Below are 13,763 nucleotides of genomic sequence, written 5' to 3' on the forward strand. Positions count from 1 at the left end.
GATACCTCAGAGCGATCCTGCCCCCATCGCAGCCGCCGGGAACGGCACGACCGCCACTGTTACGTTGTCGTGGCCCCCACCGTCCAGCGCGTGCCCGACCAGCACCCGCGCGCTGTGCAGCGGACGCGCCGCCGCGTCGAGCGGCAGCACCTGCGCCATCTCCTGAGCCGCCTCCGCGTAGTTCCACAGCCCGTCCGTGCACACGACGACCACTCCGGGCCGATCCGGCTTGAACGACGCGGTGTGCGGCTCCAGTTCGTACGCGTCCGCGCCGAGCCACCCGGTGATCGCGTGGGCGCGCTCGTCGGCGTACGCCTCGGCCTCGTTCATCAGGCCCGCGGACACCATCTGCGCGGCCCACGAGTCGTCCTCGGTGAGCCGGACGGCCGGGGTCGCGCGGTCGGCGGGCACCCAGTACGCGCGGCTGTCGCCGACCCAGCCGACGACGAGGAGTCCGGGCGTCACGACCGTACCGACGATCGTGCAGGCCGGGGCGTTCTGGTGCGGGGAGTGCTCGCGGGCGCCGCCGTCCTCGTCGGCCAGGGCGTTCACCGCGCGCGCGGCGGCCACGATCGCGTCGTGCAGGGCCTGTTGGGGGTGCGTGCCCTGCGGGAGCGCCGCGAGGACCGTGTCGTGCGCGGCCAGGGCGGCGGCCTCCGACGCCTCGTCCGGGCGGGTCGCCGAGGAGACGCCGTCGCACACGATCGCGACGCTCGCCGGAGCGCCGTCCGGCAGGACGGCCGTACCGACCGCGAACGAGTCCTCGTTGCGGTGGTGGCGAAGGCCCCGGTCGCTGACGGCGGCCAGTGGGCCGAACTCCCGTTCCATGTGGTCGCGTTCGCGGGGCTGGGCGTGGCCGCAGTTCTCGCAGTAGCCGTCACCGTCGACCAGGCCGACCCGGCAGGCGACGCAGAGCTTCGCCGCCTCGGCCGCGGCTCTGGGGTCGGGGGCCTGGAGGGGGTATTCCTCGGGCTCGGCCTCGGGCTCGGGCTCCGGGGCCTGCGGCCGGTCGAAGCGCACACCGGCCGGGTCCGCCGAACCGTTGAGGGTCAGCGTCGGATGGTCGTCCGGGCGCGGTGGCACGGCCGACAGGTCGTATCCGCACGCGCCGCAGTAGCGGTCCCCCGACTCCAGGGGCTCCGCGCAGCTCGGGCACGTCGGCAGGGCTGCCGTGGGGGGCGTGTGCGACGGGGGCATCTGCGACATCAACTACACCCATGTCCGGGGGCGGTAACGGTTGGCTCGTTCCACCAGGTCGATCCTCTCCTCACCGGCGGTGGCCAGCCGGGCCAGCGCGCGGTACGAGCGCTCCAGACCGAAGCGCAGGCCCCGCTCGTCGAGGTCGCTGCCGAGCAGCGTCCGCGCGGGCGCCGGGTCGCTGCCCCGGCCCCCGGAGAGTACCCAGTCGAGGGCGCTGCCGAGGACTTCCGCCGACAGCCGCTCCCGCCGTTTCGGGTCCAGGCCGTACGCGTCCAGCGCCTCGACCTGCGCCGCCGCGGCGGTGAGGTCCTCCAGGAAGGGTACGTCGCCGCTGCCGGCCGTCCGCTGCCGCAGCCGCGCGCGGACGGCCGCGACCCGCGCCGCCGTGTAGTGGATCGACGACTCCGGTACGGATTCCAGGGTGCGTACGGCGCCCGCGCGGTCGCCGGAGGCGAGGCGTACGCGGGCCAGCCCGAACCCGGCGCTCACATAGCTCGGGTCCGTCGTCCACACGAGGCGGTAGTACTCCGCCGCGTTGTCCAACTGGCCCAGCACCTCCGCGCACAGGCCCAGCGCCAGCTTCGGCGCCGGTTCGCCCGGGAACGCGTCGTAGATCGCGTCGAAGGCCAGCGCCGCGCTCTCGTGGTCGCCGGTGACGAGGGAGACGAGACCCCGGTACCAGACGACCCGCCAGTCGTCCTCCCGCTCACCTTCCAGGGTGTGCAGGGCAGTTGTCGCCGCCTGTGCGTCGCCGGTCTCCAACCAGGCGCGGACCTGGCGGAGTTGGGTCTCGACGGACGTGGTCGGTACGGCTTCCAGGGCGATGATCAGCTCGCCGGGGGCCGTTGCCGAAAGTCCCGCGAGGAAACCGGCGTTGGGGTCGGTGGGGTCGACGAGGGGGGTGGGGAGGGCGAGGGACGCGGTGGAGGCGTCGGCGGGTTTGACGAGGGTGGTGGGGGTGGGCGGGGGAGCGATGAGCATGGGTGAGGCAGTGGTCTTGAGGGACACTCCGCCCGGTCCGTGCATGACCGCGCGGGTCGGGTCGCTCGAAATCTCCGTCGCCGTAGGGTTGTTGACGAACGTGCTGACGGCGGGGCTCGCGACGGCCGCCGGGAGGCTCGCCGACACCGGCACTGACACCGGCGCCGGCACGGCCACCGCCTTCGGCGTCAACAGCCGGGTGAAACGGCCCGACTTGACCGTACGCGCCCCCGACCGCGAGACCTCGCCGTCGAGTTGCGGGAACAGCTCGGTGTCCGTGACGCGGATCTCCGGGCCGAAGAGCGTGGACAGCGCCGGTCGCGCCCGGCCCGTCTGGATCGAGACCACCTCGCGCAGCACGCCGGTGAGTTGCTCGGCCATCTCCTGCGCCGAGGCGAAGCGGCGGGCCGGGTCGGGGTCGGTGGCGCGGACCAGGAGGCGGTAGAAGGACTCGTACGTGCGGAAGACCTCGATGTGGTCGGGGTCGGGCAGGGAGTCCGCGAAGACCGTCGTGTAGCCCTGGAAGTCGAAGGTCAGGACGGCCAGCGTGCGGCCGACCGTGTACAGGTCGCTGGCCACCGACGGGCCGACCTCCGCGACCTCCGGCGCCTGATAGCCGACCGTGCCGTAGATCGCCGACTCGTCGTCGTCCATCCGGCGCACCGCGCCCATGTCGATGAGCTTGAGCTGGTCCTCGGACTGGATCGCGTTGTCGACCTTGAAGTCGCAGTACAGGAGGTTGCGGCTGTGCAGGTGCCCGAGCGCCTCCAGCGCCTCGATGCCGTACGCGCACGCCTGCTCCACCGGCAGCGGATCGCGCCGGCCGTCCGTGGCGCGGCGTGAATTGGCTATCTCCTTCAGGGACTTGCCGCCGACGTACTCCATGACGATGTACCCGTCGAGGGAGCCGGTGCGCTGGTCGAGGTGCTCGACGAAGTTGTAGATGCGGACGATGTTGGAGTGCTCGATCTCCGCGAGGAACCGCCGCTCGGAGATCGCCGCCTCCATCGCGTCCTGGTCGCCGGTGTCCAGCAGACCCTTCAGCACGACCCAGCGGTCCGACACCGCGCGGTCCACGGCGAGGTAGACCCAGCCGAGCCCGCCGTGCGCGAGACACCCGGCCACCTCGTACTGGCCGTGCACGACGTCCCCGGACTTCAACTTCGGTACGAAGGAATAGGGGTGGCCGCACTTGGTGCAGAACCCCTCGGTCCGCCCCTCCCGCTCGCCGCGTGAACGGCCCACGGGCGCACCGCAGTCGGAGCGCGAGCAGAACCTCTTGCGCTCCGGGACTTCGGGGTTGTCCAGCACCATCGCGCGCGGGTCCGGCTTCGGGACCTGCGGCACGGAGACCAGGCCCATACCGAGCCGCGCCCGCCCCGACGACCCGGCCGACGCGCCCGAACTGCGCACCGACACCGAGCGGTTGGAGGCCTTGCCCGACAGTGAGCGCGAGAGCCGTCCGGACACCGAGCGCCGGGATCTGGCCGACTGGGAGGACATGGACGACGTGGACGGCGTGATGCCGCTCGTGGCAGGCGAGCCGACCATGCCGGTCGCCGACACCACGGGCGCCAACCCGCAGGTGTCGCAGTACAGTTCGCCGCCGCCGACGTCCTCGTACGTGCCCTCGCACCCCGGACGCTGGCAGCTCTGGCCGGCCTGACTCATGACGTCCCCCCAGTCTGACGGTCCCGTGGTGTCGCCAGCAGCTCCGCCGCCAGCCGTTGATAACGCAGGACCGCCTGCTCCGCGACCCGCAGATCGCAGGGCGCGCTCCACAGCATCCGGCGGGCCGCGTCGTACCGCTCGATGAGGAACGGGTCCTCCGCGAGCCCGAGCCGGGCCACCTTCGCCTTGTACGCGTCGAGCCGCCCGCGCAGCTCCGCGCGGATCGCGAGCGGCGCCGTCACCGCGCCCAACTGGTCGCGGGCGCGCTCCAGTTCGTCGTCCGCCTTCTGCTCAAGGGATTCGAGCAGCGGGGAGAGCCGGTGCCACTGGCCCTGCCTGCGGTACTCGGCCGCCGCCGCCAACTGCTCCTGGAGCGCCGTCGGGGGGCCGTTCACCACCGGGACCTCGGTCGCCGCGATCTTCGCCAGGACCTCGCCGCGGGCCGACCTCGCCTCGGCGAGGGTGCGGTCGGCGCGCGAGAGGACGTCCCTCAGCCGGACCAGACGCTGTTCCGCGTCCTGACGGACTGTCAACACCGCGTCGATCTCCCGGCGTACGTCCTCCAGTGCGCGCGCCTCACGGTCGTACACCGTCGTGTCGGGGCGACCGCCGCCCGGGGCCGAACTCCCCTTCGTGGGAACCCAGTAGGCCAGCGGGTCGGACACCACCTTCGACCGCAGGTCCGTCAGCGTGCGGGTGATCTGTTCCAGGTCGTCGCCCGACGGGTGCTCGCCGGGGCGGACTCCCACCGAGTGCGCCAGGTTGCGGGTGCGCTGCAACTCCGCGGCCAGTAAATCGATCCGGGCCGGGAGCGCGGACCAGACGGCGTCCGCCGCCACCACCAGGTCCAGGGAGGAGGCGTACAGGTCGTTCATGCGGTCCACCAGGGCGGCCAGCGAGAAGTGTTCCGCCAGGACGCCGGTGCCCGTCATGGATATCGGTTCGCCGCGCAGGAGTTCCGTCAGCTCGACCAGGTCCTCGCGGGACGACCAGCGGCGGCGGGAGCGGATCTCCCGGGCCGAGCGCAGGGCGTCCGCGTACGCGTCGAAGTACGTCCACAGCAGGGATATCGCGGTGTCCGCCGCCGCCCAGCGCTCGCGGGTGACGCCGGTCAGCTCCGCGCCCTCCAGCAGTCGTCGGCCCGCGTGGTCCTGGAGCGCCAGCAAGGAGGTCTCGATCGCCTCGTGCTCCTGGCCGAGCCGCGCCAGCGCACGGTCCACCTCGTCCCGGTCCATCACCGGACCAGGGGGTCCCGCGACGCCCATCGATCACCTCTTGTCGTTGCTGCTGGAGTTGCTGCCGGGGGTGGTTGCTCTGTGCGGTCGATCTTCCCTGTCCGTGTGGTCGTCTAACGGGGTCCGTGTGGTCGTCTAACTGGTGCGCAGATAAACGGGGTTCGCCGGGAGGTACGGCGCGGAGTCCGAACCCATCGTCGGTGACAGCCACTTGGTGTACGAGGCCTGCCAGCCGCCCGAACGGTACTGCGCGAGAACCTGGTTGACCCTGCTCACCAAGTCGTTCGCGTCCAACTTCATCGCGACGCCGTAGAACTCGGTCGTGAACGCCTTGCCCTTCAGCTCGACCGTCGGGTCCTGCGCGGCCTGGCTCGCGGCGAGGGCGCCGTCCGTGATGATCGCGTCCGCCTCGCCGAGCTGGAGCCTTACCAGGCAGTCGAGTTGGTTCGGTACGACGAGGGGGGTGGCGCCCTGCCTGTTCGCGTCGAGTGCCGTCTGCGCGATCGAACCCGCCGCCACACAGACCTTCTTGCCCGCGAGGCTCTTGTCGAAGCCGGTGATCTCCCGCGCGGCCTTGGGCGCCAGGACCTGCTGGCCCGTCCTGAAGTACGGGGCGGAGAAAGCGACTTGCCCGATCCGCGTGCAGTTGATCGTCATGGTCCGTACGACCATGTCGACCTCGCCCTTCTGGATGGCGTTGATCCGCTCGTTCGTCGGGATCGCCCTGAACTGGACGGCGTCGCGGTCGCCCAGGATGTTCCCCGCGATCTCGTGCACCAGGTCGATGTCGAAGCCCTCCAGGACCGCGTCCTCGTTGTTCGGGTTGCGGTAGCCCCAGCGGTAGCTGTTCTGGTCGACGCCCACGATCAGCTTGCGCTTCGCGCCGGTCCGCGCCTTGATCTCCGCGATCGTCGGGCCGTCCGCGGCGGACGGCCGCAGCGTCTGCTGCTCCGGGTTCTTGCAGGTCTCCGCGGCGGCCTGCGTCGTCTCCGCGACCTTCTCGACCGCCTGGTGCTCCCTCGCGAGCGGCAGCAACAGGGCGACGGCCAGCGCGAGTACGCCGATGAGGGCCGCCATCGCGCCGACTCCGCCCCAGCCCTTGCCCCGCATGGATCCTCCCCTGCTCATCGGAACTCCGACAGTCTGCGGCCGATACCGAGTACGGCGCCCGCTGCGGCCAGGACGGCGAGAACGCCGGCGCCGAGGGGGAGGCCGGTGAAGGCGCCCCTGCCGTCCTTGGCGGCCTGCTTGAACTCGGCCTGTTCGTGGGTGAGGGCCTTGTCGAGGCTGCTGTCCACGGCGTCGAAGGACTGGTTGGTGGGGTGTTCGGTGCCGACGACCCGGGCCAGGGCCTCCTCGTAGTTGCCGTTCTCGTCCGCCGTGCGGGCCTCGGTGTGGCGCGACTTCCACTCGGTCACGCTCTGGCGGGCCGAGGTGACGGGGGCCTTGCCGGCCTTGTCGTCGGCGAGGGTCTCCGCGCGGGCGAGACCGGAGACGAGTGTCCCCATCTCGGTCCCGTACTCCACGTCGTACTTGTCCTTGGTGTCCTTGCCCACCTTGACCGTCTCCGCGCCGCGCGCGATCAGGGTCAGGTTCTCGTTCCCCCGCGCCTTCAACGCCGCGATCCTCGCGTCGTGCAGGACCTTCAGCGAGCGCACGCCGTGGTCGTACGACTTGTCCAACTCCGCGCGCGCGACGCTGTGTCCGACGACCAGCCACAGCAGGACGACCGCCGTGGCGCCGGCCGCCGCGACCAGGCCGTGGCTCAACAGCCGGTTCGTACGCCGGTATTCACGCACCTGCGTGCCCGCGAGGACGGCGAGGGCGAGGACGCCGAGCGCGATCGCCGCCCACGGATAGGGTTTCGCGGCGGCGTAGTCGTCGTCCAGGCGGGCGTTCTCCTGGTCGTACAGGCTCTGCGCGGCCGTCAGCATCTCGTCCTGCATCTTCTGGTTGGCGTACCGGAGGTAGGCGCCGCCGACCGGGAAGCCCATGCGGTTGTAGGTACGCGCGCGCTCGACCAGGCCCTTGTAGACCGGGAGGGCCGTGTTCAGCTTCGTGATCGCCTGCGCCGAAGGGGAGCCCTGTTCCGCGCTGTTGGCCGCCGTGACGAGTTTCGTGGCCGCCGCGTTGATGCTGTCCTCGTACGTCTTGCGCGCCTCCGGCGTCTCCTGCCCGCCCGCGAGGAACGAGCTCGACGCCGCCGTGTTCGCCTCCGCGAGCGCGCGGTAGATGTCCGCCGCGTCGCTGGTCAGCGGCTGGCTCTTGTGCAGCACGTCGTCCGCCGCATCCGAGCGGTCGGTCATCTGCCATGCGGTGACGGCGCCGAACACGATCACCAGCACGGCGAGCACCGCGCCGATGATCCGCAGCCGTCCCGGCTCCGTCGTCGCCGCGCGCTTCAGCCGTTCGGTGTTCTCCGCCCACGCCGTTCTCCGACCGCCCACATCCGGCCGATTCCCCACTGCCGACCTCCCCCGTGTCGCGTCCGCGCCGCAAGTATCACCGCCCCGAGGCGCACCGCGCACCGGACTTCACTGGATCTTGATCGGTTCGTGTCACCACCTGCGCATGAACCTTCTGCCCATGAATACGCGGGGAGCGTGTGTTCGGTTCCTTATGAGGGGTCTCCTAGTCTTCTCGACCATGACCCGACGACCTGCCACTGACCTGCCCGCCGACCCTCGTGACCTCGCCCTGGAGTACGAGCAGGTGCGGCAGGTGAGCCGGGAGGGGGAGTGGGACGGGGCCGACGATTGGACGGTGACCGTACGGCTGCGGGGGAGGGGACGGTCGGGCTGGACGCCGGTGGAGCCCGGGGAGATCGGCGAACTGAAGCTAGTCCGGGCCCGAAAGGCGGAACTCTTCAACTGGCAGCCCGAGGACTTTACGGAGCCCGGCGTCCGCGACGCACTCCTAGGCATCTTCGACATGGGCCACGGCGGCTACCGGCCACCTTTCCAGGACCACATCACCTCCACCGACGGCGACCTCCTCGTCCTCGACGACGTCCGACTCGACCCCGACTGGCGCGGGTTCGGCCTCGGCGCGATCGTCGTCTCCGAGGCGATCTGGACACTGGCGGACGGCTGCAGTGCCATCGCGGCCACGACATCCCACTGGGAATCCGTCGGCTTCCGCCTCCGACCCCCACCCCTCGGGTACCTCCTGGATCCCCGGGACCCGGAAGCGGTTGCGCTGCGCGAGCTGCGGAGGCGGGAGTTCGGGGAGCTGTGCGATGCGTATTCCTGAGACCGTGATTAGTAAATCCGGGAGAGAGGCAAAGTCAATAGCGGGTACTTCAGTGCACTGACCTCAAAAGGGGTGAAGGGTTAGAAAGGGCGTCATTGATTTCTCTTGGTGACGCAGCGTACTTAAATAGTCGCATGCGGCTAACCCGGGTGGGGGCTGAGAGCTTGCCATGGGGCAGCTTTGATTTCACTTTGTGTTTTGTTAGGGTCTCCCTCTCTGTAGGGGGGAGCGGCCGTGTCGGCGGCTGGTGAGGGTGGGGACCCGGAGGAGCATCTCTTTTCGTCAGCTGTGGCTGTGCTCCCTTTTTCCTGTTCACCTCCGGTCGCGCTCCCTCGTTCGTAGTCCGCGACCCGTGGGGAACACTTCGTGATATCCGGAACCGACCTGTCAGGCAGGCTCACCCGTCAGGTCCAGGTCGGGACCCGTACCTTCACATTCACGCCGCGCTGGTCGCACGGCACCGTCGCCGAACTGCTCAGAGGGCGCAACAACAGCCTGGGGCTGCTCCGGCTGGTGCTGGCCACCGCGGTGGTCGCGTCCCACGCCCGCGTTCTCGGATACGGCGGCAAGGAGTTCGGTCACACCTTCACCGGCGGCCAGACCGACCTCGGCAAACTCGCGGTGTACGGCTTCTTCGTCCTCTCGGGAATCCTGGTCGCGCGCAGTGGTGTGCGGCTTCCGGTCGGCCGGTTCCTGTGGCACCGTGCACTGCGGATCCTGCCCGGGTTCTGGGTCTGCCTGGCGGTGACGGTGCTCGTCGTGGCGCCGCTGCTGTACTGGAAGGTCCACTCCACCTTCGCCGGGCTGAACGGCCCCGGCGGGCTCGTCGCGCACGTGAAGGCCAACTGGCTGATCGCCACCCGGCAGTACGACATCGCCGGGCTGATGCAGCATCAGCGCACCGCCGGTGTCACCCACAACGCCGCCTTCAACGGCTCCCTGTGGACGCTGCGCCACGAGGCCCTGTGCTACGTCGTCGTCGCCGTCCTCGCCGTCACCGGTGTCCTCACGCGCGCCCGGCGCGCCGTACTCCTGCTCACGGCCTTCCTCGGCTGGCTCGTCATCCGGCAGGCGATCGATGAGCGGTTCTGGGCCGGTGCGTACGACGCGCGCTACTTCCACGCCGTGGAGCTGCCCGGCGTCGGTTTCGTCACGCCGGTCTGGATGATCTACCTCGGGTTCGCCTTCTCCCTCGGGATGCTGATCGAGCTGTACAAGGAGCGCATACCCGTCAGTGACGCGCTCGGTGTCGTCTCCCTCGTCGTCATGGCCGGCAGCCTGCACTTCGGCTACTTCTTCGTCGTCGGCGTCCCGGCCTTCGCGTACGCCCTCCTGTGGCTCGCCATCCGTCTCCCCGGACCCTTCCGCCGTATCGGTGCCCGCAACGACTACTCGTACGGCATCTACATCTACGGCTTCCTCGTCCAGCAGACCCTCGCCGTCCTCGACGTCCCTCGCTTCGGGCTGCCCGTCTACTTCGCGCTGACCATGGCGCTCACCGTCGCGCTGGCCGCCGCGTCCTGGCACCTCGTCGAACAGCCCGCGCTCCGTCTGAAGGACCTCGGCAGCACCCCCGCCGCCCCCACCCCCGTCTCTCCCGCCCCGGCCAAGGAGAACGCCACCGTGGGCTGACTCCGCAAGGACGCGGGCGCGTCGGGCCGAGGGGGGTACGTACGACCATCGTGGAAGGAGTGGGACAACAATGACGTCCACCCCCGGAGACCGCCCCGAGCGGGAGACCATCGGCACCGACGACGCCGAGTACCCCTTCGGGGAGCCCGGCTGGCTCGACGAAGACACGGTCTGCCCGTGCTGCGGGGATGAACTGGGCGTCGGTGACGCGGGTTCGGCGTGAACGTTCCCGAAGAACGGTGCTGATGCCGACGGCGTAGGTACGGAACTCGGGGCCGGTGTCCGTCTCGGCGAACGGGGATGTAGCCCCCCGCCTCACTCGAACGAGTGTGCCGAACCGTTCCGCCCCTTCGGGACCCGCAGGAAGCCTCCCGAAGGTCCCGCCCCTACTTCGGCGCAGTCCGCTGCGTAGAAGCAATCGGCGCAGCAGCCGCCACCTGCGGCGAATCCGCGTTCGCGAACACCGACGGCGCCGCAACCCCCGCCGAGGGATCCGGGGCCTCCTCCGTGCCCGCCACCGGTACCCCGCCCACCATCCGGATGTCCGCCGCGTCGAAGGCGCGCTTGATGCGCCACCTCAGTTCCCGTTCCACCGTGAGTTTCTTGCCGGGCATCGTGCGAGCGGTCAGGTGTATGACCATCGAGTCCAGGAGGACGGAGTCGAGGCCCACGACGTCGATGGAGCTCCAGAGGAGTTCGTTCCAGGGCTCCTCCTTGCTCATGCGTTCGGCTACGTCCGTGAGGGTGGACTTGACCCGGTCCAGGTCCTCCGTGGGCTTGACCGTGACGTCGACGCCCGCTGTGGCCCAGCCCTGCGAGAGGTTGCCGATGCGCTTGACCTCGCCGTTGCGGACGTACCAGATCTCACCGTCGGCGCCGCGCAGCTTGGTCACGCGGAGGCCCACCTCGATGACCTCGCCCGTCGCGACCCCGGCGTCGATCTGGTCGCCGACGCCGTACTGGTCCTCCAGGATCATGAACACGCCGGAGAGGAAGTCGGTGACCAGGTTCCGGGCGCCGAAACCGATGGCGACACCGGCGACACCGGCGGAGGCGAGCAGCGGGGCCAGGTTGATCTGGAAGGTCGAGAGGACCATCAGGGCCGCCGTACCCAGGATCAGGAACGACGCGACCGAGCGCAGGACGGACCCGATGGCCTGGGAGCGCTGATGGCGGCGCTCGGCGTTGACCAGGAGCCCCCCGAGCGCCGTGCCGTCGACCGACTCGACCGTACGGTTCATGCGGTCTATCAGCTTCGTGATCGCCCGCAGCACGAACTTCCGCAGGACCACCGCGACGACGACGATCAGCAGCACCCGCAGCCCGATCGCCAGCCACGTCGACCAGTTCTGCTCGACCCAGCTCGCGGCGTTGGTCGCGCTGTCCTGCGCGTCCTGGAACGTCGGCACGGTCACGGCGGGTGACATGGACGGCGACGGCGTAGGAGTCGGCGAGGCGGCGGACAGGGACACGGCGGGAACCTCCAGGAGCAACGGCGGCCCGCAGAGAGGTCACGAAAAGGTCACCGTACGGGCAGGCACACCACACTAACGGGGCATTGTGTGGAGGTCCGTCCGTGTGCCCCGACAGAGACCTGTCTCACCCGTGCTTGAAGGGGGCGTACGGCGGCAAAACATGGGGTGTGGTCGAAAACACTCCCAGCCCGTTACCGGGAGATGGTGGCGCGTCCACCAGGCAAGAGGGGAGACTGACTACCAGATCGTCCCGGCGCGAGCCACGCGCCGCCGACGCCCAAGGAGGCATCCGTGCCGCATGTCCTGGTCCTCAACGCGTCGTACGAGCCCCTCGGCGTCGTACCGCTCCGCCGCGCGCTCGTCCTCGTCCTGGAGAACAAGGCAGTCTCCCTGGAGGATTCGGGCGCCTATCTGCACAGCGCGACCGTCACAGTCTCCGCGCCCAGCGTGGTCCGGCTCAAGCGATTCGTCAGAGTCCCTTACCGGGGGCCCGTCCCCTTGACCCGCCGCGCGCTGTTCGCGCGTGACGGGGGCCGGTGCATGTACTGCGGTGGCGTCGCAACCAGCGTCGACCACGTCATCCCGCGCAGCCGCGGGGGCCAGCACGCGTGGGACAACGTCGTCGCGTCCTGTCGCCGCTGCAACCATACGAAGGCCGACCGCCACCTCACGGAGATCGGCTGGCGCCTGCGCCACAAACCCGCCCCACCCACCGGCCTGGCCTGGCGCATCATCGGGACCGGCCATAGGGACCCGCGCTGGCTGCCGTACCTGCGGCCATATGGCGCGGACGACGCACTAGCCCGGATCGACGGCATATCGGCCTGAGATCCGGGCTTTCGCATATCCGCCCCGGAAATCCCCTCGTGTTTCCGGGGCGGAGGCTGTGGATACGTACGGCGCTGTCGCCGCGACGCCGTGATCGGTGTACGGCGTCGGCGCGGACGTGAGCCGGGTTCTGTACGCGCTCCGGGAGGCTCACGCCTGCCGCAGTTCCCCCGGCCGTACCACCCTGCCGAGCAGGGGCAAGGATGTCGCTACCGCCAGCAGACACGTGCTGTACACCAGGAGCGGCACCAGCGGGGAGGCGTACGACATCCCCGTGCCGGGGCCTTCCGTGACGGCGGCGTAGCAGAGGCCGACCACCATGCCGCCGCCGCCCGCGAACAGCACCGCAGGAGCCAAGGGCAGGGCCGTCTCCAGCAGCAGCGCCCGTACGAGCACTGCGCGCGGTACCCCTGCGGCGACCTGCGCGGCCAGCCCGCGCCGCCGGTTCGCGATCGACTCACCGGCACCCGCGGCGAGCCCGGACAGGGTGATGAACAGGGCCAGGGTGATGGCGGCGGCAGCGAGGTCGAACCCCGCGATGTAGAAGTCGGGGCCCATCGCGGTCGCTTGCAGGTTGCGCACGAACACCGCGCGGACCCCGACGTATCCCGTCCCCACGACCGTCACCAGCAGCACCGCCGCATGCGTACGGGCCGCCGCCCACGGGTCGTCCCGCAGGCGCTCCGCCGCGATGAGTACGGCGGCCGACCGGGCCCGGGGTGCGAGCACCCGCCCCGCGAGCCGGGCGAGCGCTCCCGCGATCGCTACGGCTCCGATGCCGACGATCACGACCAGCGCCACCAGGAGCAGGGGCAGCAGCACCAGGCCGACCTTCATGACGAGCACCATGAACACGAGGAGGAGTACACCGACGACCGACCCGGCCACGACCGCCCAGGCCCCCCGACCCACCTGCGGCCGAGCCCTCCGCACCCACCCCAACGGCGACGCGACGACATGCCGCAACGCCAGCATCCCCGCCCCGGCACCGAGCACCGGCACCACGACGGCGACGGTGGCGATCCCGCCCCACGTATAGAGGCTCGCCCCCTTCCAGATGCTCGCCAGCACCCCCACGGACCCCGCACTGACGACCCCGGCGCCGAGCAGGCACGCCGGCCCCGTCTCCAGCGCCGCGATCCTCCGCACCTGCCCCGCCCCGGCCCCCGCGAGCCGCAGCCCGGCCAGCCGCCGGTCCCGGTGCACGGCGCCGATGCGGGCGCACTGGCCGAGGAAGGCGAGGACGGGTACGAGGAGGAGGACGAGGGCGAAGACGATCCCCTGCCGCTCGCCCGGACCGTTGAACAGCCCGGCGGCGTACGGGACTTGGTGGTACCCCCGGAGCGAGGACAGCGCGGCGGCGACCTGCCCGAGCCCGGTGGCGAGCCCGGCACCGAGAGCGGTGAGCCCGACCCGCCACCACTCACGCCGGTCGGAGCCGCGAAGGAGGGCCCAGGAGAGGCGGAGGTCACTCGCGAGGGCGTTCATC

The 13,763-nt window shown here is 70.5% G+C and carries 11 protein-coding genes; 4 read left to right on the forward strand and 7 right to left on the reverse strand.

Annotated elements, in window-relative coordinates:
- Positions 1 to 6: 6 nt before the first annotated feature.
- From J8M50_RS09775 to J8M50_RS09795, 5 genes are all read right to left on the reverse strand, one after another.
- Complete coding sequence (locus tag J8M50_RS09775; RefSeq protein ID WP_010354169.1) at positions 7 to 1,206, reverse strand: PP2C family protein-serine/threonine phosphatase; 1,200 nt, start codon at positions 1,204 to 1,206, stop codon at positions 7 to 9.
- A gap of 3 nt (positions 1,207 to 1,209) precedes the next feature.
- Positions 1,210 to 3,852 carry a serine/threonine-protein kinase gene (locus tag J8M50_RS09780; RefSeq protein ID WP_029183919.1) on the reverse strand — a complete coding sequence of 881 codons (2,643 nt, stop codon included), beginning with the start codon at positions 3,850 to 3,852 and terminating at the stop codon, positions 1,210 to 1,212.
- Complete coding sequence (locus tag J8M50_RS09785; RefSeq protein WP_029183920.1) at positions 3,849 to 5,117, reverse strand: coiled-coil domain-containing protein; 1,269 nt, start codon at positions 5,115 to 5,117, stop codon at positions 3,849 to 3,851. The genes J8M50_RS09780 and J8M50_RS09785 overlap by 4 nt, the downstream gene beginning before the upstream one ends.
- 105 nt (positions 5,118 to 5,222) lie before the next feature.
- On the reverse strand, positions 5,223 to 6,197 hold the full coding sequence (locus tag J8M50_RS09790; protein ID WP_010354174.1) for a glutamate ABC transporter substrate-binding protein: 975 nt from the start codon (positions 6,195 to 6,197) through the stop codon (positions 5,223 to 5,225).
- 14 nt (positions 6,198 to 6,211) lie between these two features.
- Positions 6,212 to 7,534 carry a GlnX family signal transduction membrane protein gene (locus tag J8M50_RS09795; protein WP_010354175.1) on the reverse strand — a complete coding sequence of 441 codons (1,323 nt, stop codon included), beginning with the start codon at positions 7,532 to 7,534 and terminating at the stop codon, positions 6,212 to 6,214.
- A gap of 199 nt (positions 7,535 to 7,733) precedes the next feature.
- Here J8M50_RS09795 and J8M50_RS09800 point away from each other — a divergent pair, with 199 nt between their 5' ends.
- The 3 genes from J8M50_RS09800 (at position 7,734) to J8M50_RS09810 (ending at position 10,194) form a co-directional block, all read left to right on the forward strand.
- Positions 7,734 to 8,339 carry a GNAT family N-acetyltransferase gene (locus J8M50_RS09800; RefSeq protein ID WP_040836660.1) on the forward strand — a complete coding sequence of 202 codons (606 nt, stop codon included), beginning with the start codon at positions 7,734 to 7,736 and terminating at the stop codon, positions 8,337 to 8,339.
- A gap of 366 nt (positions 8,340 to 8,705) precedes the next feature.
- Positions 8,706 to 9,971, forward strand: coding sequence for an acyltransferase family protein (locus J8M50_RS09805; RefSeq protein WP_010354177.1), 1,266 nt, complete (start codon positions 8,706 to 8,708; stop codon positions 9,969 to 9,971).
- Positions 9,972 to 10,041: 70 nt separating this feature from the next.
- Positions 10,042 to 10,194, forward strand: coding sequence for a hypothetical protein (locus tag J8M50_RS09810; protein WP_158002801.1), 153 nt, complete (start codon positions 10,042 to 10,044; stop codon positions 10,192 to 10,194).
- Between the two features lie 163 nt (positions 10,195 to 10,357).
- Here the strand turns inward: J8M50_RS09810 and J8M50_RS09815 are convergent, their stop codons facing one another.
- Positions 10,358 to 11,398, reverse strand: a complete 1,041-nt coding sequence (locus J8M50_RS09815; protein ID WP_078480805.1) for a mechanosensitive ion channel family protein — start codon at positions 11,396 to 11,398, stop codon at positions 10,358 to 10,360.
- 339 nt (positions 11,399 to 11,737) lie between these two features.
- Here J8M50_RS09815 and J8M50_RS09820 point away from each other — a divergent pair, with 339 nt between their 5' ends.
- Positions 11,738 to 12,274: an HNH endonuclease gene (locus tag J8M50_RS09820; protein ID WP_010354180.1), complete on the forward strand. Its 537-nt coding sequence runs from the start codon at positions 11,738 to 11,740 to the stop codon at positions 12,272 to 12,274.
- A 150-nt stretch (positions 12,275 to 12,424) separates the two neighbouring features.
- On the opposite strand, the gene J8M50_RS09825 is transcribed toward J8M50_RS09820, so the two are convergent.
- Positions 12,425 to 13,762, reverse strand: coding sequence for a hypothetical protein (locus J8M50_RS09825; RefSeq protein WP_029183922.1), 1,338 nt, complete (start codon positions 13,760 to 13,762; stop codon positions 12,425 to 12,427).
- Position 13,763 lies beyond the last annotated feature (1 nt).

Origin of the sequence: Streptomyces acidiscabies, assembly GCF_020010905.1 — a bacterium.
Lineage (GTDB): Bacteria > Actinomycetota > Actinomycetes > Streptomycetales > Streptomycetaceae > Streptomyces > Streptomyces acidiscabies.